Annotated in this window: 17 protein-coding genes and 1 riboswitch; of the genes, 13 read left to right on the top strand and 4 right to left on the bottom strand. The window is 75.0% G+C overall.

Going from position 1 to position 19,686, the window contains the following annotated elements; translation table 11 throughout:
- Position 1 precedes the first annotated feature (1 nt).
- The 4 genes from BLV24_RS15945 to BLV24_RS15930 all read left to right on the top strand — a co-directional run bounded on the left by BLV24_RS15945 (position 2) and on the right by BLV24_RS15930 (position 3,887).
- The gene (locus tag BLV24_RS15945) at positions 2 to 844 is read left to right on the top strand and encodes an ABC transporter permease (RefSeq protein WP_092683583.1); all 843 of its coding nucleotides are present in this window, start codon (positions 2 to 4) and stop codon (positions 842 to 844) included.
- Position 845: 1 nt separating this feature from the next.
- Positions 846 to 1,526, top strand: coding sequence for an aspartate/glutamate racemase family protein (locus BLV24_RS15940; protein ID WP_092683581.1), 681 nt, complete (start codon positions 846 to 848; stop codon positions 1,524 to 1,526).
- A gap of 501 nt (positions 1,527 to 2,027) precedes the next feature.
- Positions 2,028 to 2,891: a GNAT family N-acetyltransferase gene (locus BLV24_RS15935; protein ID WP_092683579.1), complete on the top strand. Its 864-nt coding sequence runs from the start codon at positions 2,028 to 2,030 to the stop codon at positions 2,889 to 2,891.
- A gap of 147 nt (positions 2,892 to 3,038) precedes the next feature.
- Positions 3,039 to 3,887 carry an MmyB family transcriptional regulator gene (locus BLV24_RS15930; RefSeq protein WP_092683577.1) on the top strand — a complete coding sequence of 283 codons (849 nt, stop codon included), beginning with the start codon at positions 3,039 to 3,041 and terminating at the stop codon, positions 3,885 to 3,887.
- A gap of 34 nt (positions 3,888 to 3,921) precedes the next feature.
- Here the strand turns inward: BLV24_RS15930 and BLV24_RS15925 are convergent, their stop codons facing one another.
- Positions 3,922 to 4,308, bottom strand: coding sequence for a hypothetical protein (locus tag BLV24_RS15925; protein ID WP_092683575.1), 387 nt, complete (start codon positions 4,306 to 4,308; stop codon positions 3,922 to 3,924).
- A gap of 544 nt (positions 4,309 to 4,852) precedes the next feature.
- Between BLV24_RS15925 and BLV24_RS15920 the strand changes: the two genes are divergently transcribed.
- The 9 genes from BLV24_RS15920 to BLV24_RS15880 all read left to right on the top strand — a co-directional run bounded on the left by BLV24_RS15920 (position 4,853) and on the right by BLV24_RS15880 (position 16,611).
- Positions 4,853 to 5,989 carry a cobalt-precorrin-5B (C(1))-methyltransferase gene (locus BLV24_RS15920; RefSeq protein WP_092683573.1) on the top strand — a complete coding sequence of 379 codons (1,137 nt, stop codon included), beginning with the start codon at positions 4,853 to 4,855 and terminating at the stop codon, positions 5,987 to 5,989.
- A 368-nt stretch (positions 5,990 to 6,357) separates the two neighbouring features.
- The gene (locus BLV24_RS15915) at positions 6,358 to 7,182 is read left to right on the top strand and encodes a precorrin-6A/cobalt-precorrin-6A reductase (RefSeq protein WP_092683571.1); all 825 of its coding nucleotides are present in this window, start codon (positions 6,358 to 6,360) and stop codon (positions 7,180 to 7,182) included.
- Positions 7,183 to 7,256: 74 nt separating this feature from the next.
- Positions 7,257 to 7,493: riboswitch (cobalamin riboswitch) on the top strand.
- A 38-nt stretch (positions 7,494 to 7,531) separates the two neighbouring features.
- The gene (locus BLV24_RS15910; protein WP_092683569.1) at positions 7,532 to 8,209 is read left to right on the top strand and encodes an energy-coupling factor ABC transporter permease; all 678 of its coding nucleotides are present in this window, start codon (positions 7,532 to 7,534) and stop codon (positions 8,207 to 8,209) included.
- A gap of 111 nt (positions 8,210 to 8,320) precedes the next feature.
- The gene (cobW, locus tag BLV24_RS15905) at positions 8,321 to 9,424 is read left to right on the top strand and encodes a cobalamin biosynthesis protein CobW (RefSeq protein WP_092683567.1); all 1,104 of its coding nucleotides are present in this window, start codon (positions 8,321 to 8,323) and stop codon (positions 9,422 to 9,424) included.
- Positions 9,424 to 13,119, top strand: a complete 3,696-nt coding sequence (gene cobN / locus BLV24_RS15900) for a cobaltochelatase subunit CobN (protein WP_092683565.1) — start codon at positions 9,424 to 9,426, stop codon at positions 13,117 to 13,119. The genes cobW and cobN overlap by 1 nt, the downstream gene beginning before the upstream one ends.
- Positions 13,116 to 13,454 carry a hypothetical protein gene (locus BLV24_RS15895; RefSeq protein WP_092683563.1) on the top strand — a complete coding sequence of 113 codons (339 nt, stop codon included), beginning with the start codon at positions 13,116 to 13,118 and terminating at the stop codon, positions 13,452 to 13,454. Before cobN ends, BLV24_RS15895 begins: the two co-directional genes overlap by 4 nt.
- Positions 13,455 to 13,459: 5 nt before the next feature.
- Complete coding sequence (gene cobO / locus BLV24_RS15890) at positions 13,460 to 14,128, top strand: cob(I)yrinic acid a,c-diamide adenosyltransferase (protein ID WP_092683561.1); 669 nt, start codon at positions 13,460 to 13,462, stop codon at positions 14,126 to 14,128.
- Positions 14,129 to 14,601: 473 nt separating this feature from the next.
- On the top strand, positions 14,602 to 15,147 hold the full coding sequence (locus tag BLV24_RS15885; RefSeq protein WP_092683559.1) for a hypothetical protein: 546 nt from the start codon (positions 14,602 to 14,604) through the stop codon (positions 15,145 to 15,147).
- A 24-nt stretch (positions 15,148 to 15,171) separates the two neighbouring features.
- Complete coding sequence (locus BLV24_RS15880) at positions 15,172 to 16,611, top strand: cobyric acid synthase (protein ID WP_092683722.1); 1,440 nt, start codon at positions 15,172 to 15,174, stop codon at positions 16,609 to 16,611.
- A gap of 85 nt (positions 16,612 to 16,696) precedes the next feature.
- Here BLV24_RS15880 and cobD read toward each other — a convergent pair whose 3' ends face one another.
- Genes cobD through BLV24_RS15865 form a run of 3 tightly spaced genes read right to left on the bottom strand, consistent with a single transcriptional unit; the run spans position 16,697 to position 19,631 of the window.
- Complete coding sequence (cobD, locus tag BLV24_RS15875) at positions 16,697 to 17,689, bottom strand: threonine-phosphate decarboxylase CobD (RefSeq protein WP_092683557.1); 993 nt, start codon at positions 17,687 to 17,689, stop codon at positions 16,697 to 16,699.
- Between the two features lie 11 nt (positions 17,690 to 17,700).
- Positions 17,701 to 18,642, bottom strand: a complete 942-nt coding sequence (gene cbiB, locus BLV24_RS15870; RefSeq protein WP_092683555.1) for an adenosylcobinamide-phosphate synthase CbiB — start codon at positions 18,640 to 18,642, stop codon at positions 17,701 to 17,703.
- Positions 18,639 to 19,631 (bottom strand): propanediol utilization protein, encoded by a 993-nt coding sequence (locus BLV24_RS15865; RefSeq protein WP_245710599.1) that lies wholly within the window; start codon positions 19,629 to 19,631, stop codon positions 18,639 to 18,641. The genes cbiB and BLV24_RS15865 overlap by 4 nt, the downstream gene beginning before the upstream one ends.
- Between the last annotated feature and the right edge of the window lie 55 nt (positions 19,632 to 19,686).

Raw genomic sequence — 19,686 nt, 5'->3', positions numbered from 1 at the left:
GATGGAGGGCAAGCGGGGCTGGGGCTTCTACGTTCTGGGCGCGGTCTTCGCGCTGTTCGTGCTGTTTCTCTACGGGCCGATCGTGACCATCGGCATCCTGTCCTTCCAGGGGCCGGAGGGGGGGCTGACCTTCCCCATGCGGGGCTGGTCGACGCACTGGTTCTTCGACCTGTTCGAACAGCAGGCGGTGGGGGATTTCTGGGGGGCCTTCTACCGCTCGGTCACGCTGGGGCTGATGGTGATGGTGACCACGGTCGTGGTCTCGGTGATGGCGGGGCTGGCCTTCCGGCGGCGGTTCTTCGGGGCGTCCTGGCTGTTCTACCTGACGGTGGCGAGCCTGATCATCCCGTCGATCCTGGTCTCGCTGGGCGTGGGGCTGATGTTCAACATCGCGGGGATCGACGTGCACTGGTCGACCTCGGGCTTCGGCTCCCAGCTCACCTGGACGCTGCCCTTCGGGCTGCTGATCATGTTCGCGGTGTTCAACCGCTTCGACAAATCCTACGAGGAGGCGGCGCGGGACCTCGGCGCCTCCCCCTGGCAGACGGTGCGCCATGTCGTGCTGCCGATCATCGGGCCGAGCCTGATCGGGGTGGCGCTGTTCGGCTTCACGCTGAGCTATGACGAATTCGCCCGCACCCTGCTGACCGCGGGGAGCTACAACACCCTGCCGCTGGAGATCTTCGGGATGACCACCAATGTGACGACGCCGGTGCTCTATGCGCTGGGGACCATGACCACGGTGTTCTCCTTCCTCATCATCGGCGGGGCGCTGGGGGGGGTGGCGCTGATGCGCCGGCGCCGGTCCAGGGCGCCCTCGGATGCCGGGCGGGGCATGGTCTGAGATGCGGCTGAGCGTCATCAACCCCAACTCGACCGAGGCCATGACCCGCGCCATCGGCGAGGCCGCGTCCGCCGCCTCCGGGCCGGGCACGCGGGTGCGCGCGGTGAACCCGTGGGAGAGCCCGCCGGCGATCCAGGGGGCGGAGGACGGCGAGGCGGCCTTGCCGGGCCTGTTCCGGGTGTTCGACGAGGAGGTCGCCGCGGGGGCCGAGGCCGCGGTGATCGCCTGTTTCGACGACACCGGCCTGTGGGAGCTTCGGGCGAAGGCCCGGATCCCGGTCATCGGCATCGGCGAGGCCGCCTATACCGCGGCGATGCTGGCGGGGACGCGGTTCTCGGTGGTGACGACGCTGGCGGTCTCGATCCCGGTGCTGGAGGAGAACATCGCCCGCTACGGATTCGCCGGGCGCTGCGCGCGGGTGCGGGCCTCCGGCGTGCCGGTGCTGGAGCTTGAGGCGGACCCCGAGGGCTCGGCCGAGCGGGTGGCCGCGGAGATCGGCCGCGCCGCGGCGGAGGACGGGATCGACGCGGTGGTGCTGGGCTGCGCCGGGATGGCGGATCTGGCGACGCGGATGGCGGCGCGGTTCGGGCTGCCGGTGATCGAGGGCGTGTCGGCCGCGGTGCGCCTGGCCGAGACGCTGCACGACCTGCCCGGCATGAGGCTGGGCGCCCGCGCCGGCTGAGGCGCGGGCGTGATCCGGGCCGCTGCGCCGGGCGCCGCGTCGAGGCCCCGCCCGCGTCCCGGTTCCGCCCGCGGCGCGTGGAAGGCCGGGCGCCAGGCGGCGCGGGCCGCGGGCTGCGCGGGGCGGCGAATGCGGCGGCGCGATCACGGGGCCCCGGCGGGCGCGGCCGGATCGGCCCGCCGCATGACCGGGCGAGAGGCGGGACGGCGCGCGCCTCGGCGAAAGGCGGCGCGCAGGCGCCCCCATCGTCCCCCGCCCGTGGTCCCCCGCCTGTCGTCTCCCGCCCGTCGTCTCCCGCCCGGTGTTGCGCGGCGGGAACGCGGGCCGGGGCTGCGTCGCCCGGCGCCCACGCGGGACGCGCGCGACCGGGCCCGGCGGGGCAGACTGCCCCGCAGCCCCGGCGCGATTCCCCCGCCGCCCTGCGCCCTGCGCCCCGCCTCCCCGACGCGTCCCGACCGGACGCGCCACGCCGCTCCGCTCCTCCGCAAGGACTTGCCGCCAATGTCCGACACCGCCCCGCTCCTGATCCGCTCCGCCAGCCAGGCCGAGTTCGCCGAGGCGGTGGAATGGGCGGCGGCCGAGGGCTGGAACCCGGGGCTGGACGACCTCACGGCCTTTTTCGCGGCCGACCCGGAGGGGTTCCTGATGGGCTTCCGGGACGGGCGGGCGGTGTCCTCGATCTCGGTGGTGCGCTACGGGCCGGATTACGGGTTTCTCGGCTTCTACATCGTGCGCCCGGACCGGCGCGGCACGGGCGACGGCATCGCCACATGGCGCGCCGGCATGGCGCGGCTGGAGGGGCGGGTGATCGGGCTCGACGGCGTGCCGGCCCAGCAGGACAACTACCGCAAGGAGGGCTTCCGGCTCGCGGGCCGCAACATCCGCTTCACCGGCGCCCCTGCCCGGACCCCCGCGCCACGGGGGGTGGAGCTGCGCCCGATCGGCGCCGCGGAGATCGCGGCGGTGGCGGTCTGGGACCGGCCGTTCTTCCCCGCCTGGCGGCATGAATTCACCACGCTCTGGGCCGGTCCCGGCCCGGCCCGGCGACGCGGCCTGGTGGCGCTGCGCGACGGCGACGTGGCGGGTTACGGCGTGATCCGCAGCTGCCGGCAGGGCTTCAAGATCGGGCCGCTCTTCGCCGATGACCGGGAGGCGGCGGAGGCGCTGTTCTCCGGTCTCTGCGCCGACATCCCGGCCGGGGCGACCGTGGCGCTGGACGTGCCCGAGCCCCATGGGGCCGCGATGGCGCTGGCCCGCTCCGCCGGTCTGGCGCCGGCCTTCGAGACGGCGCGCATGTATCGCGGCCGGGCGCCGAAGCTGCCGATCGAGCGGACCTTCGGCGTAACCACGTTCGAGCTTGGCTGAGGGCCGGGGGCGAGGGGAGGGGAGGGACGGCGGGAGGAACGGCTGGAGGAACGGCGGAAGACGGGGCGATTACCCGCGAGGTCATCGACCGGCGGCGCGGGCGGGGCTAGCCTCGGCCCCTCCTCATCCGTCCAAGCGCGAGGCCCCATGACCCCCTTCGCCTCTTCCCGCGCCCGCCCGGCGCCCAGCCTGGGCGACCATCTGCGCGCCCTGCGCGCGCGTCGCCGGCTCAGCCAGCTCGCCTGCGCGCTGGAGGCCGGGATCTCCCAGCGCCATCTGAGCTTTGTGGAATCGGGCCGCGCCCAGCCCAGCCGCGAGGTGCTGCTGCGCATCGCCGAGCGGATGGAGGCCCCCCTGCGGGAGCGCAACGCCCTGCTGCTCGCCGCCGGCTACGCGCCGGTCTACCCCGAGCGCGGGCTGGACGCGCCGGAGATGGCGGCGGCGAAGGCGGCGGTGGAGCGGATCCTGAAGGGGCATGAGCCGTTCCCGGCGCTCGCCGTGGATCGCGAATGGACGCTGGTGGCGGCGAATGCGGCGGTGGGGTGGCTGCTGGAGGGGGTCGCCGACCCCGCGCTGCTGGCGCCTCCGGTCAACGTGCTGCGCCTGAGCCTGCATCCGGGTGGACTGGCGCCGCGCATCCTCAACCTCGCGGAGTGGCGGGGGCATGTGCTGGAACGGCTGCGGGTCCAGGCGGCGCTGACCGGGGAGGCGGGGCTGGGGGAGCTCGCCGACGAGCTGGCGGGCTATCCCGCCCCCGACGCGCCGCGCCGGCCGCCGGGGCCGGATCCGCTGGCCGGGGTGGCGATCCCACTGACGATCAAGATGGGGGGCGAGATGGGGGGCGAGCCGGGGGGCGAGACGCTGCGCTTTCTGTCCACCACCACCGTGTTCGGGACGCCGACCGAGGTGACGTTGTCGGAACTGGCGCTGGAGTGCTTCTTCCCCGCCGATGACGCGACCGGCGAGGCGTTGCGCCGGCGCGCCGCCGCGGGATAGGCGGCGCGTCGGCGGGGCCGGTCGCGGGCGCGGGTCAGGCCCGCGCGTCCGCGCGGCGCGCGGCCAGCGCCCGGGCCTCGGCCCAGGCCAGCGCCGCCACGACGGCCGCCTGCGCGAGCACGAGGGCGACGCCCGCCCCGTTGGCGGGAACCAGGGCGAGGACCGCGAGGCTCGCGATCGCCCACGCCGCGTTTCCGGCGACGACGAGCCCGGCGAGCCGGGGCAGGGGGCCGGCGGCCAGCAGCATCAGCGCCGCGCAGGGCGGGAGCGCGGCCCCGGCCCAGGTCAGCAGCGCCGAGGGCACGCCGGTGAGGCGGGCGAGGGGCTCGGCGGCGATCAGCAGGGCGAGGCTCATGACGAGGCAGGCGGCGGCGTCGAGGCGCAGAAGCGGGCGCAGCCGGGCGGCGAGGGGCGGGGTCATGTCGATCTCCTTCGGCTTGGGCGCCCCGGGGATCGGGGGCTTGCGGCGGAGGATGGGCGCCCGGCGGGGCTGGGTCGATTACGCGGCGGGTCATCGGATTGCGGCGGGGGAGGTCGGCGGCGCCCGTTCCGGGCATTCGGATGTCTGCGGCCGCAGGCGGCCTTCGGGCGCCCCCTCTTCCTGTCCCTCTCCCCGTGGGGAGAGGGGAGCGGGAGGGGCGCCGACCCAGGGATCGGCGGGGGCATCGCGGGTGGCGGGCAAGAGCGCGGTTCCGCCGAGACGGCCCGGAGGCGGGCCTTGTTCAAGCGTGATGCGGGTCCTCAGCCGCCTCAAGGCCGGGCCGGTTGCGCCGGTCGTTTCGCGAGCCTTGACCCGGCTGACGACTCGCGGCCGGATTTCCGCGAGAGGCGAGAGGCGAGAGGCGAGAGGCGAGAGGCGAGAGGCGAGAGGCGAGAGGCGAGAGGCGAGAGGCGGCGCGGGAAGGCCGCCGGGGTCGATGGCCGCGCTGGCGCGGGGAGGCGGGCGGAGATAGGCTCGTGCAGTCATGACCCCCGAGATCTCGCCCGCCCCTGACGCCTCCGACGAGGACGCCGCCCCCGGCGCCCGCCCCCTGCGCACCGGCTTCACCACCGGCGCCTGCGCGGCGGCGGCGGCCAGGGCGGCCTGGGGCGCGTTGCTGGGGGGCGGATGGCTCGATCCCTCGCCGCTGGTCCTGCCGCGGGGCCAGGCCGTGGCCTTCCCGCTGGCGCTGCGCGAGATCGGCCGGGGGGGCGGCCGGGACTTCGCCCGCGCCGGCATCGTGAAGGACGCCGGCGACGACCCCGACGTCACTCATGGCGCCCTGATCGTCGCCACCGTCCGCCGCGCCCCCGCGGGCGCCGGCGTGCTGTTCCGCGCCGGCGAGGGCGTGGGGACCGTCACCCGCCCCGGCCTGCCCATCCCGCCTGGCGAGCCGGCCATCAACCCCGTCCCCCGCGCCATGATCCGGGCCGCGATCGAGGAGGTCTCGGCCGAACATGACCTGCCCGCGGATGCGGAGGTCGAGATCTCGATCCCCGGCGGCGCGGCGCTGGCGGAGAAGACCTGGAACGGGCGGCTGGGGATCGTCGGGGGGCTGTCGATCCTCGGGACCACGGGGATCGTGCGGCCGTTCTCCTGCGCGGCCTGGATCGCCTCGATCCACCGGGGCATCGACGTGGCGCGGGCCACGGGGCTGACCCATGCGGCCGCGGCGACGGGGGCGATGTCGGAGGCGGCGGTGCGGGCGCGGCACGGGCTGCCGGAGCACGCCTGCCTGGACATGGGGGATTTCGCGGGCGGGGTGCTGAAATACCTGGCGCGGCGTCCGCTGCCGCGGCTGACGCTGGCGGGCGGGGCGGCGAAGCTCGCCAAGCTGGGGCAGGGGGCGCTGGACCTGCATTCGGGGCGCAGCCAGGTGGATTTCGCGCGGCTGGCGGCGACGGCGGCCCGGGCGGGGGTGGCGGATCCGGGGCGGATCGCAGGCGCGCTCACGGTGCTGGAGGCGCTGGAGATGGCGGGGGAGGACGCCCCGCGCCTCGCCGCCGCCATCGCCGGAGAGGCGCGCGCCACCGCCCTGCGCACCCTGGCCGGGGCGCCGGTGGCGGTGGCGGTGCTGGTCGCGGACCGCAAGGGCGCGGTGCTGGCCGAGGTCGGCCCCTGATCGGCGTTCCCCCCCGAACCTGGCCTCCCGAACCTGGCCTCCCGAACCCGGCCCCTTCAATCCGGCTCCGTCAACCCGGCGGCGCCCGTGCCGGGCAAGACCATATCTCCGGCCGCTGGCGCGGCCTCCGGCGCCGCCTGGCGGCCGGGTGACACGCGCCGCGGGCGCCGGCGCGACGCTCTCGGGCCGGTGGAGGCGGAGCTCCCGTCGGCGGGCCGGTGTGTTTCGGCCTGGCGCAGGCGCCGCTGCGTGGGGCTTGCGCCGCTCCCGCCCGATGCGTTTTATCGCCTCGCGCGCGACCCCGATCCCCGCCCGCGACCCCCGCCGCCGCCCCCCCCCGATCGACCCCGCCGCAGGAGCGTCGCGCCATGCCCTTCTTCCGTTCCGCCCCTGCCGAGCCCCCCGGACCCGACGCCGACCCCGACCGCCCGTCCGTCCTCGTGCTCGCCGGCACGGCGCAGGCCCGGGCGGCGCTGGACTTGCTGGCACCGGAGCATGAGGCCGGGCGGCTGCGCGTGGTGGCCTCGCTCGCCGGCGCCACCGAGCGGCCCCGGCCCCTTCCGGTCGAGACCCGCTCCGGCGGCTTCGGGGGCGCCGAGGGCCTCGCCGCCTGGCTGGAGGCCGAGCGGATCGGCGCGGTGATCGACGCCACCCACCCTTTCGCCGCCCGCATCTCCGCCAACGCGGCCGGGGCCTGCGACCGGCTGGGCCTGCCGCGCGCGGTGCTGAGCCGGCCGCCCTGGCGCGGGGGCGCGCCGCGCTTCCCCGACCTGGCCGCCGCGCTCGCCGCCCTGCCGCGGGGCGCGCGGGCGCTGGCGGCGACGGGGCGCGGCTCCGCCCCCGCGCTCGCCCGCGCCCTGGGCGGAGACGGCGGGGCCGCCCCCGGCCTGCGCCTGTGGCTGCGGGTCGCCGAGCCCGGCCCGGTCGCGGGCCTGCCCGAGGACATCCGCGTCATCGTCGCCCGCCCGCCGCATGCCGAGGCGGACGAGCGCGACCTGCTCGCCCGCCATGCCATCACCCACCTGGTGGCGCGCGACTCGGGCGGGCCGGACGGCGCCAAGTTCGACGTCGCCGCGGCGATGGGCGTGCAGGTGCTGCTGATCGCCCGCCCCCCCGCGCCGGAAGGCGAGACCTTCGAGGACCCGGCCGAGGCCGTCGCCTGGGCGCGCGCCCGTCTGTCCCCCGGGGGCTGAGGCGGCCCCGCCGGGGGCGGGTCTCGCCCCGCGCCTGCCCTTCGCGTCGCTTGACAGGGCGTTCCGCGTCGCGGAAACCTGACCGCACGCACGGTTCCTACGGGCAGGCTTCAGCCTGCCCCGGATCAAAACGGGAATGCGGACAGGGTCGACCCAAGCAGGGGGCCCGAAGCCGCAGCCGCCCCCGCGACTGTATGCGGCGAGCGCGCCCCTCAGGCCACCGGAAACGGGAAGGCGGGGCGCACGTGGAGGGGACCGAGACCCCCTCCGGAGCCGCGAGCCAGGAGACCTGCCGCGCGTCGATGAAACCCCAGGCCCGTCGGGTGTGACGTGGCGAGGAGACAGAGACATGCATATCGAACCGGGCGTCGTCGACGGCGCCAAGATCGCGCTCAGCTACGTGACCGCCGCCGGCGCGGGGGCCTACGCGCTCAAGCTCGCCGGCGATGCGCTGCGCGACTCCGGCGCCGTTTCGCTGGCCGCGCGCATCGTGGCGGCGACCGTCGCCGCCTTCTGCTTCTTCGAGGTGCTCCCGCATTGGCCGGTGGGCGTGTCCGAGGTTCACCTGATCCTCGGCTCGACCCTGTTCCTGATCTTCGGCGCGGCGCCCGCGGCCATCGGCCTGGCGCTGGGCCTCGCGGCGCAGGGGCTCATCTTCGCGCCCTTCGACCTGCCCCAGTACGGCATGAACGTGACCACGCTGCTGGTTCCGCTCTTCGCCCTGCAGGCGCTGGCCCGCAGGCTGATCGCGCCGAACACCGCCTATGTGGACCTGAGCTACCGCCAGGCGCTGGCGCTCTCCACCGCCTATCAGGGCGGCGTGGTCGGCTGGGTGGCGTTCTGGGCGCTCTACGGTCAGGGCTTCGCGGTGTCGAACCTGACCGAGATCGCGGCCTTCGGCGGCGCCTACATGCTGGTCGTGGCGATCGAGCCGCTGGTGGACCTCGCCGTGCTCGGCGCCGCCAAGGGCGCCCGCGGGCTGTCGCGCGCCGGCCTGGTGACGCCGCGCCTGCACGCCCCCGCCTGATCGGGCGCCTGATCCCTCCGACCCTTCGGCGTTCCGCTTCGGGCGCCGGGCTTGAGAATTGACGCGCGGCGGGGTCTCCCCGCCGCGCCTGTCCATTCCGGGAGACCCCCCATGGCCAAGATCCCCGCCACCGTCGTCACCGGCTTTCTCGGCGCCGGCAAGACCACGCTGGTCCGCCACCTGCTGACCCACGCCCATGGCCGGCGCATCGCCCTGATCGTCAACGAGTTCGGAGAGCTCGGCGTCGACGGCGAGATCCTGCGCGGCTGCGGCGTCGAGAATTGTTCCGACGATGACGTGGTCGAGCTCGCCAACGGCTGCATCTGCTGCACCGTGGCCGACGACTTCCTGCCCGCGATGACCGCGCTGCTGGACCGTCCGAACCCGCCCGAGCATATCGTGATCGAGACCTCGGGCCTCGCCCTCCCCCAACCCCTGGTCCGCGCCTTCAACTGGCCCGAAGTGCGCAGCCGGCTGACCGTGGACGGCGTGGTGACGGTGGTGGACGGCCCGGCCGTGGCCGCGGGCCGCTTCGCCGCGGATGAGGCCAGGGTGGACGCCCAGCGGGCCGCCGACGAGTCCATCGACCATGAGACGCCGCTGTCGGAGCTGTTCGAGGATCAGCTCGCCTGCGCCGACATGATCGTGGTCAACAAGGCCGACCTGATGGAGGGCGGCGCCCCGGCGCTGGCGGCCCGGCTGCGCGGGCGCGCCCGCCGCGGCGTGCAGGTGATCGAGGCCGCCATGGGCGCGGTGGACCCGGCCGTGCTGCTCGGCCTCGGCATCGGGGCCGAGGACGACATGGAGGCGCGCCACGAGCTGCACCACCACCACCATCACCACGACGATGACGCCGATCATCACGGCGATCACCATGACGACGACCATGAGCATGAGCACGAGCATGGCCATGACGAATTCGAGTCCTTCTCCGTCGACCTGCCCGAGCTTCCCGACCCCGCCGCCTTCCAGCGCGCGGTGTCCGAGACCATCGCCGCCCATGACCTGCTGCGCGTGAAGGGCTTCTGCGCCGTCGCCGGCAAGCCCATGCGCCTGCTGATCCAGGCCGTCGGCCCGCGGGTGGACGCCCATTACGACCGGCCCTTCGGCGCCGATCCCCGGGCGACGCGGCTGGTGGTCATCGGCCTCGCCGGGATCGACCGGGCCGCGGTGGCGGCGGCGCTGGAAGCGGCGGCGCGGGCGCAGGCCGCCTGATGCACCTGCTCGCGGCCCAGCCGGGCGAGATCTCCGACGGGACCGAGCCGGTCGACCCGGCCCAGGATCCCGCCGACGTGGTGTTCGTCTCGGCCGCGGATGCGGAGCTGGCGGCGCTGTCCGCCGCCCGCGCCCGGCTGGAGGAGGCGGGCGAGGCGCCGTCCCTGCGCCTCGCCTCGCTGGGCTGGCTGGCGCATCCCTATTCGGTGGACCTCTATCTCGACCGCACGGCGACGCGATCCCGGCTGGTGATCGCGCGGGTGCTGGGCGGGGCGGCCTACTGGCGCTACGGGCTGGAGCAGTTCGCCGCCCGCCTGCACGAAGCCGGCATCCCCTTCGCGGCGCTGCCCGGCGACGACAAGCCGGACGAGACGTTGCAACGCCTCTCCACCGTCTCGGCCGGGGACTGGTCCGCGCTCTGGGCCTATGCGGTGGAGGGCGGGCCCGACAACGCCGGCAACCTGCTGCGCCACGCGCGCTTCATGCTGGGCGAGGGTCCGGCCCCGGAGCCCGCCCGCCCCCTGCTGCGCGCCGGCCATCTGGGCGACCCGGAGGCGGGGTGGATCGAGGGCGCGCCGGTGGTCGCGGTCGTCGTCTACCGGGCGCTGGTGCAGGGCGCCGGCCTCGCCCCGGTGGAGGCGCTGTGCGAGGCGCTGCGCGCGCGGGGGGCGAACCCGCTGCCGCTGTTCGTGGCGTCGTTGAAGGATCCGGTCTCCGCCGCGACGCTGGAGGCGATCTTCGCCCGCACGCCCCCCGACGCGGTGGTCAACCTGACCAGTTTCGCCGTCGGCTCGCCCGATGGCGGCGGGGCGGGCACGGTGCTGGACCGGACCGGCGCGCCGGTGCTGCAGGCCGTGCTCGCCAGCGGGACCGAGTCGGGCTGGGCCGATGGCCTGCGCGGGTTGTCGGCCCGCGACATCGCCATGAACGTGGCGCTGCCGGAGGTCGACGGGCGCATCCTGTCCCGCGCCATCGGCTTCAAGGACGCGGCCTTTCGCGACGAAGCCGCGCAATGCCCCATCGCCACCTGGCGGGCGCGCCCCGACCGGGTGGATTTCGTGGCCGAGCTCGCCGCCAACTGGGCGCGGCTGGCCCGGACGCCCGCGACGGCGCGGCGCGTGGGGATCGTGCTGGCGAACTATCCCAACAAGGACGGGCGGCTGGCCAACGGGGTCGGCCTCGACACCCCCGCCGCCACCGTGGGGACGCTGCGCGCGCTGGCCGGCGCCGGCTACCGCGTGACCGGCGCCCCCGATACGGGCGAGGCGCTGATGGACGCGGTGCTCGCCGGCCCGACCAACTGGCTGACCGACCGCGCCGCGCGCCAGGGCGGGGCGCGCCTGAGCCTCGCCGCCTACCGCGCCGCCTACGCCCGCCTGCCCGAAGCCGCCCGCGCCGCGGTCGAAGCCCGCTGGGGGCCGCCCGAGGCCGACCCGTTCCTCGGCCCCGACGGCTTCGCGCTGTCGATCCTCGACTACGGCCACGTCGTCGTCGGCATCCAGCCGGCGCGGGGCTACAACATCGACCCCGAGGACACTTACCACGCCCCCGACCTCGCCCCTCCGCACAACTACCTGGCCTTCTATCTCTGGCTGCGGGACGAATTCGGGGCCCATGCGCTGATCCACATGGGCAAGCACGGCAATCTCGAATGGCTGCCCGGCAAGGCGCTGGCCCTGTCGGAGGCCTGCTTCCCCGAGGTCGCGCTCGGCCCGCTCCCCCATCTCTACCCGTTCATCGTCAACGACCCCGGCGAGGGCACGCAGGCCAAGCGGCGGGCGCAGGCGGTGATCGTCGACCACCTGACCCCGCCCCTGACCCGGGCCGAGACCTATGGCGACCTGCGCGCGCTGGAGGCGCTGGTCGACGAGTATTACGAGGCCGCCGGCGTCGACCCCCGCCGCATCGGCCATCTGCGCGGCGAGATCCTGTCGCTGATGTCCGCGACCGGGCTGGACGTGGATGCGGGGGTCGCGACGGGCGAGGACGACGACGCCCGCCTGCAGAAGCTCGACGCCTATCTGTGCGAGCTGAAGGAGAGCCAGATCCGCGACGGCCTCCACATCTTCGGACTGTCGCCCGAGGGACGCCTCGCCCGCGACCTCGCCGTCGCGCTGGCCCGCGTGCCGCGCGGGCAGGGGGCGGGGGGCGACGCCTCGCTGATCCGGGCGCTGGCCGCGGATTTTTCGCTCGATTTCGACCCGCTCGATTGCCCGATGGCCGCGGCCTGGGCCGGCCCTCGTCCCGACGCGCTGGCCGGGCTGACCGGGGACGCCTGGCGGACCATGGGCGACGCGGTGGAGCGGCTGGAGCTGTTCGCCTGCGCGTTGGTGGACGGAGAGGCGGAGGCGCCCGGCCCCGCCACGGCGGCGGTGATGGCGGAGATCAACGCCCGCATCCGCCCGGCCTTGCGAAATTCCGGACCGGCGGAGATGGCGGGGCTGCTGCGCGGGCTCGATGGGAAATTCGTCGCCCCCGGCCCCTCCGGCGCCCCCACCCGCGGGCGGCTCGACGTGCTGCCGACGGGCCGGAACTTCTTCTCGGTGGACAGCCGCGCCGTGCCGACCCGCACCGCCTGGGCGCTGGGCTGGCGTTCGGCCGAGGCGCTGATCGAGCGGCACGCGCAGGAGGAAGGCGACTGGCCCCGCGCCATGGCGCTGACCGCCTGGGGCACCGCCAACATGCGGACGGGGGGCGACGACATCGCCCAGGCGCTGGCGCTGATGGGGGCGCGGCCGGTCTGGGACGACGCCTCGCGCCGGGTGACGGGGTTCGAGATCATCCCGATCACCGCGCTGGGGCGGCCGCGGGTGGACGTCACCCTGCGGGTCTCCGGCTTTTTCCGCGACGCGTTTCCGGCGCAGATGGACCTCGTCGCCTCCGCCGCCGCTGCGATCATGCGGCTGGAGGAGGACGCGGCCGACAACCCCGCCGCCGCCCGTTTCCGCACGGACTCCGCGACGCTGGGCGAGACGCGCGCCGCGCGGCGGGTCTTCGGCGCCAAACCCGGCGCCTACGGGGCCGGGTTGCAGGCGATGATCGACGAACGGTTGTGGGAACGGCGCGGCGATCTCGCCGCCGCCTTCCTCGACTGGGGCGGCTACGCCTACGGGGCGGGGGAGGAAGGCGAGGCCGCCCGCGACGACTTCGCCGCCCGCCTGAGCCAGGCTGACGCGGTGGTGCAGAACCAGGACAACCGGGAGCACGACATTCTCGACTCCGACGACTACTACCAGTTCGAGGGCGGCATGGCGGCCACCGTCGAGACCCTGCGCGGCGCCGCCCCGCGCATCTGGCACAACGACCATTCCCGCCCCGAACGCCCGGTGATCCGCACCCTGGACGAGGAGATCGGCCGCGTGGTCCGCGCCCGCGCCGTCAACCCGAAATGGATCGACGGGGTCAAGCGCCACGGCTACAAGGGCGCCTTCGAAATCGCGGCGACGGTCGATTACCTCTTCGCCTTCGCCGCCACGACCCATGCCGTGCGCGACCACCATTTCGATCTGGTCCACGCCGCCTATCTTGAAGACGAGGACACCCGCGCCTTCATCGAGGACGCCAACCCCGCCGCCCTGCGCGAGATCGCGCAAAGGCTGGAGGAAGCGATCGAGCGCGGCCTCTGGCGCCCCCGCTCCAACTCTGCCCGCGCGCTGCTGGAGCGGCTGGCCGCAACCGAAGGCTCCCCGTCATGATCCGCGCGCTCTTCGTCTCGGGCCTCGCCCGCAACCGCGCCCCCACGGCGGCCCAGACCTTCGAGGGCTGGACCGGCGTGCGCACCGATTTCGCCGGGCTGACCGCGGGCACGGACAGCCCGCTCGCCCCCGACCAGATCGACTGGGCGCACCGCATCTACGTGTTCGAGAAACGCCAGAAGGCGGCGCTGAGCGCCCGTTTCGGGGCGCGGATGCGGGGGCGGACGATCATCGACCTCGATATCCCCGATCTCTACACCTTCATGCAGCCGGAGCTGATGGACCTCCTCCGGGACCGCCTCGGCGCCGAGCTTCGCGCCGCCGCGAAAGGATGACCCCGATGACCGACGAAACGCCCGCGAACCCCGCCCCCGACGCCCCTTCCGCGTCGACCGGGAAGCCCGCCCCCGACGATGCCCGCCACGCCATGAAAATGGCCAAGAAGAAAGCCGCCCGCGACAAGATCATGGCCACCAAGACCGATGAGAAAGGCCTGGTCATCGTCCATACCGGCAAGGGCAAGGGCAAGAGCTCGGCCGCCTTCGGCATGATCTTCCGCTGCATCGCCCACGGCTTCCCCACCGCCGTCGTGCAGTTCATCAAGGGCGGCATGGCGACCGGCGAACGGGCGCTGATCCAGGAGCGGTTCTCGGACCTGTGCGAGTTCCACGCCATGGGCGAGGGCTTCACCTGGGAGACCCAGGACCGGTCCCGCGACATCGAGATGGCCCAGGCCGCCTGGGCCAAGGCCAAGGAGCTGATCCGCGACCCCAGGCATCGCATGGTGCTGCTGGACGAGATCAACATCGCCATCCGCTACGACTATGTGGATGCGGCGGAGGTGGCCGCCTTCCTCGCGGCCGAGAAGCCGCCGATGACCCATGTGGTGCTGACCGGCCGCAACGCCGCCGAGGCGTTGATCGAGGCCGCGGATCTCGTCACCGAGATGGAGCTGGTCAAGCACCCGTTCCGCTCCGGCGTGAAGGCGCAGGCGGGGGTGGAGTTCTGAGCGGCCCGCCGGCGCGGCGCTAGATCAGGACCCCCGCGGCCAGCCAGAAACAGCCGCAAAACAGGACGGCGATCGACAGGCCGAGCAGGCGGTCGATGTTGCGGAGATTGGTCGACGGCGCTTTTCTCAACGGTCTTCCCCGGGGCTGGTTGCGCGCGCGCTCGCTTATGCTGCGGTGCAGAAGTCCGGACCTATTCCGACTTTACCTTCGGGGCAAGCGCGGCGATGCCTAAAATCCGAAACGCAGCTTCGGGAGGATCGGCGCGGGGCCGCAAGCGCCATGGCGACGTTGCGTCATGGCGCGGCGAGTGCGGATAAACCGTTGGATCGCAGACTGTTGCGCCCCGCTCGCCAGCGTTCCGCGCGCCGCCGCCTCCCTGCGGATTCGCGCTCGGATGCCGAACCGGGGTGGTCTTCGGCGCGCCGTGGCGCGATGAAGGGGATCCCGTCCCTTTCTTCAGGAGCTTACCGCCATGTCCGCCTATTCCAAGGAGAAGGTGGCCAAGGCCATCGACGCCGTGCCCGAGACCTCGGGCAAGATCCTGAAGCTGTGGGCCGAGCGCGGCCGCGCCCAGGGGCTCGACGCGCTGGTCGCCGCCTGCGAGCAGGAGCTTCTGCGCCGCGGCGAGGCCGAGCCGGGCCCCGAGCTCGACGCCATCCATGACGGCTGGGCCGCGAAGGCCGAGGGGCTGGGGCTGGAGGAGACCATCTTCACCGCCTTCGGCGACATCCCCCCCAACCAGTATGACGAGGCCGAGGCCATCGCGCTGCTGCACGCCAATCCCGGCATCTCGGTGAAGGAGGCCGAGGCCGCCTTCAGCATGGACCGTTTCACCCATGTCGCCGCGCGCCTCGTGGAGAACCGAAAGGGCTTCTTCCGCGCCCATCTGCCCACCAAGTCGCAGACCAAGGACCGGATGATCGACCTGCTGATCGCTCGCGACAAGCGCCCCGAGGGCATTCACCTGACCCTGCGCCCGGAGACCCTCGCCGCCTGGACGCGGCTCGGCGTGATCTGAGCCGCGCCCTTGTCCGCGGCGATCATGATCCAGGGCGCCGGCTCCAATGTCGGCAAGTCGGCGCTGGTCGCGGGCCTGTGCCGGGCCGCGCGCAACCGCGGGCTGGCGGTGCGGCCGTTCAAGCCGCAGAACATGTCCAACAACGCCGCCGTCACCGCCGATGGCGGCGAGATCGGGCGCGCCCAGGCCCTGCAGGCGATGGCCTGCGGGGTGGCGCCGCATACCGACATGAACCCGGTGCTGCTGAAGCCGGAGACCGATATCGGCGCCCAGGTCGTGGTCCACGGCAAGCGCGTCGCCACGGCCCGCGCCCGCGACTACGGCGCCATGAAGCCGGCCCTGCTGGGCGCGGTGCTGGAAAGCTACGCCCGCCTGCGCGCCGGGGCCGACCTGGTGATCGTGGAGGGCGCGGGCTCTCCGGCCGAGATCAACCTGCGCCCGCGCGACATCGCCAACATGGGCTTCGCCGAGGCCGCGGGCCTGCCGGTGGTGCTGGTCGGCGACATCGACCGCGGCGGGGTGATCGCGCAGGTGGTGGGCACCAGGGTCGTGCTCGACCCCGCCGACGCCGCCCGCATCCGCGGCTTCGTCATCAACAAGTTCCGCGGCGACCCGGCGCTGTTCGCCGACGGCTACCGGATGATCGAGGCCCGCGCCGGCTGGCCCGGCTTCGGCGTGGTCCCGTGGTTCCCCGACGCCGCCAGACTGCCGGCGGAGGACGCGCTGGACGTGGTCTCCACCCGCCGCGAGGGGCTGAAGGTCGTCTGCCCCGTCCTGTCGCGCATCGCCAACTTCGACGACCTCGACCCGCTGAAGCTGGAGCCCGGGGTCTCGGTCGAGATGATCCCGCCGGGGACGCCGTTGCCCGGCGACGCGGGGCTGGTGATCCTGCCCGGCTCCAAGTCCACCCGCGGCGACCTCGCCTTTCTGCGCGCGCAGGGCTGGGACGTGGACCTCGCCGGCCATGTGCGGCGGGGCGGGCGGGTGCTGGGGCTCTGCGGCGGCTACCAGATGCTGGGGCGGCGGGTGATCGACGAAGGCGGCGTCGAGGGCGAGCCGGGCGAGACCCCGGGCCTCGGCCTGCTGGACGTGGACACCGCGATGGGGCCCGAAAAGCGGCTGGAGCGGGTCTCCGCCCGCCATGTCGGGACCGGGCGGACGGTGACCGGCTACGAGATGCATATCGGCCGGACCGAGGGGCCGGATCGCGCGCGCCCCTTCCTCGACATCGCGGGGCGGGCGGAGGGCGCGGTCTCCGCTGACGGGCGGATCATGGGCACCTACCTGCACGGCCTGTTCGCGGAGGACGCGTTCCGCGCGGATTTCCTGAACGGGTTCGGGGTCGCGGCTTCGGGCACGTCCTATGGCGCGGAGGTCGAGGCGGCGCTGGACGCCCTCGCCGCGCATCTGGAGGCGCATCTCGACGTGGACGGTCTTCTGCGATTGGCGGCCGAGGCGCGATAGGCGGCGGGGGGGGAGGCGGGTTCGCACCCGCCCTACGGGCCGGACGACGCGTCGTAGGGCGGGCGCCAACCCGCCGCGCTCCCGTTCAAAGCCGCTCCAGCGCCGCCTCCAGCCGCGCCCATTCCGGCTCCGGCCCCGGCAGGCCGAGCCGCAGCCAGGTCGGCGAATAGGGGAAGGCGCGGGTCCAGATGCGGGCGCGGGCCAGCGCCTCCCGCGTCGCCTCGGCGTCGGGGGTCCGATAAGTGCGGAACAGCGGCGTGCCGCCGGCAAGGCGCCAGCCGGCGGCCTCGGCCAGCCGGTCCATCCGGGCGGCGTCGCGGGCGAGCTGACCGCGCATGGCCGCCGCCCAGGCCCGATCCTCCAGCGCCCGCGCGCCGACCCACAGCGCAGGGCCCGACACCGCCCAGGGGCCGGCCATTTCGCGCAGGCGGGCGATCGTCTCCGGCATCCCCAGCGCGAAGCCCAGCCGCAGTCCGGCGAGACCGTGAAACTTGCCGAAACTGCGCAGCACCACCAGGCCGGGGCGGCCCGGGCGGTGGACCAGCGACAGGTCGGGGAGCGGATCGGCGAAGCTCTCGTCCACCACCAGCAGGGAGACGCGCTCGGCCAGCGCCTCCAGCGCCTCGGGGGCATGGGCGCGGCCGTCGGGGTTGTTGGGGTTCACCACCACCGCGGCGTCGAAGCCGGACAGGGCGGCGGGGTCGGTCGGGGTCTCGACCAGCCAGCCCTCGGCGGCGAAGGCGGCGGCGTGCTCGTTATAGGTGGGCGACAGGATCGCGGCGCGGCCGGGGGGGGCGAGGCGCGGGACCAGCTGGATCGCGGCCTGGGCGCCGGCCATGGGCAGGATCGCGGCGCCGGCATGCACCGACCAGGCGGCGCGGGCGGCGGTTTCCGCCGCCTCGAACAGTTCGGCGCCGGGCAGGGCGCGGAACACCGGCGCGGGGGGCGCGGGCATCGGCCAGGGGCGGCGGTTGATGCCGGTGGACAGGTCCAGCCAGTCCTCCGCCGCGCCGCCATGGCGCGCGGCGGCGGCGGCCAGATCGCCGCCATGGTCGCGGAGGGGCGCGCTCCCGCTCATCGCGTGTCCTTTCACCCGGCGACCGCCAGCAGCGCCAGCAGCCCGGCCCACAGCCACACCGCCCGCCGATACAGCCGCAGCCCCCGGCGCAGGTCGGCGGCGGTCGGATCGGGCGCGCGCGGATTCAGCCAGGGCTCGTCCGCCACATGCCGCCCGTAGACCCGCGGCCCGGACAGGCGCACGCCCAGCGCCGCGGCCATCGCCGCCTCCGGCCAGCCGGCATTGGGCGAGCGGTGGCGCGGCGCGTCCCGCCGCATCACCGCCATCGGCCGCCCGGGCCGGCCCGAGACCACCGCGAAGCTCGCCCCCGTCAGCCGCGCCGGGACCCAGTTCACCAGGTCGTCCAGCCGGGCCGAGAAGCGCCCGAAGGCCTCGTGCCGTTCGGTCCGGTGGCCGATCATCGAATCCAGCGTGTTGATCGCCTTGTAGGCCGCGATCCCCGGCAGCCCCGCCACCAATCCCCAGAACAGCGGCGCCGAGACCCCGTCCGAGGCGTTCTCGGCCAGGCTCTCCAGCGCGGCGCGGGCGATCCCGGCCTCGTCCAGCGCGCTCACGTCCCGGCCCACGATGCGGGCCACGGCCTCGCGCGCGGCGGGCAGGTTCCCGGCCTCCAGCGCCGCGGCGACGGGGGAGACGTGGTCGTGCAGCGAGCGCGCGGCGAGCAGCGGCCAGGCCAGCACCGCCGCCCCGAAGGCCCCGACCGGGCCGCCGGGCAGGACCATGAGCGCGAGAATGGCGAGCACGGCGGCGGTGGCGATGACGGTCAGCGCGGCGCGGACGCCGGCGCGGCGGCGGGTCTCGCGGTCATCCTCGGGGCGGTTGCGGCGCCGGTCGAGCCGGTCGATCTGCGCGCCCATCCAGATCACCGGATGGCCGATGGCGCGGGCGAAGCGGTCGGGCCAGCCGACGGCGACGTCGATCAGCAGGGCGATCAGCATGACGGCGGCGGTCATCGCGAAGCTCTCTCGTCCGAAGCGCGTGCGGCGGGAACCGCGGGGATAGCATGGCCGAGGTTACCGAATTCCGCATCCGGAATGCGAGGCGCCTCGGGCGTCGCATCGGCTTGCGGGGCCGGGGCGGCGGCGGCGAAGACCCCCACGCGGGCGAGCCCCGCCGCCTCCAGGGCGCGGGCCGCGGCGGTCGGGTCGCCCGCCCCCGGCGCGAAGATCAGCCCCCGGGCCGAGCCGGTATGCGCCGCGGCGATCCCCAGCGCGCCATGCGCGCGGGCGGCGGCGCGCAGGGGGGCGTCGTCGGGCCCGCCTCGGCGAGCCTGGTTGCGCCGGGCGCTCTGCTCCGCCAGCGCGGCGAGCGCGGCCAGGTCGCCGCGCCCGGCGGCGTCGGGCCAGGCGGCGACAAGGTCGGCCACGTCGGCGAAATCCAGGTCGCGGGCATCCGTGCGCCGGCCGGGGCCGAGGAACCCTCCGACGACGACCATCCCCGGCAGGGCCGGCAGGGGGGCGAGCGCGCGCGCCTCGCGCGGGGCCCATAGCCGCTCGGCCGGGGCGGCGAACATCAGCGGATCGGTGGCCCCCTCCTGCGCGAGGCAGAGCCGGGCGGCGGTCTCGGGCGAGGGCGCTTCGCATCCCGCGCTCCGCGCCGCGGCGGCGAGCAGCGCCAGCCGCGCCGCGGTGGAGGACCCGGCCCCGCCGCCGGGGGGCATGTCGGCGGCGATCGTCGCGCGGCCTCGGGCCGTGCGGCGGGGCGGGCCCTCGCGTTCCCCCGCCCCCTCCCGCGCCCCGGCCCCCGCCCCGGCGCGCAGCAAGGCGGCGGCATGGCGGCGCGGGATCAGCCCGGCGGGATCGCGCAGCGCCATCGGTCCGGGTGCGAGCCGGACGCGGGCGACCAGCGCCGGGCAGGGCAGGGTGATCAGCGCCAGCGGCCCGGAGGGGCCGAGCCGGCCCTGGATCAGCTCTCCGAAATGCCCGGCGACGGCGGTCTCCACCGCCTCGCCCGCGCGTCCGGTGCGGGGCGGACGCGGGCACGGACGGGGACGGGAA

The sequence above is a fragment of the Albimonas donghaensis genome, assembly GCF_900106695.1.
GTDB classification, from domain to species: Bacteria; Pseudomonadota; Alphaproteobacteria; order Rhodobacterales; family Rhodobacteraceae; genus Albimonas; species Albimonas donghaensis.
Note: the sequence above shows the minus strand (reverse complement) of the source record. Positions and strands in the feature narration are given on the sequence as shown.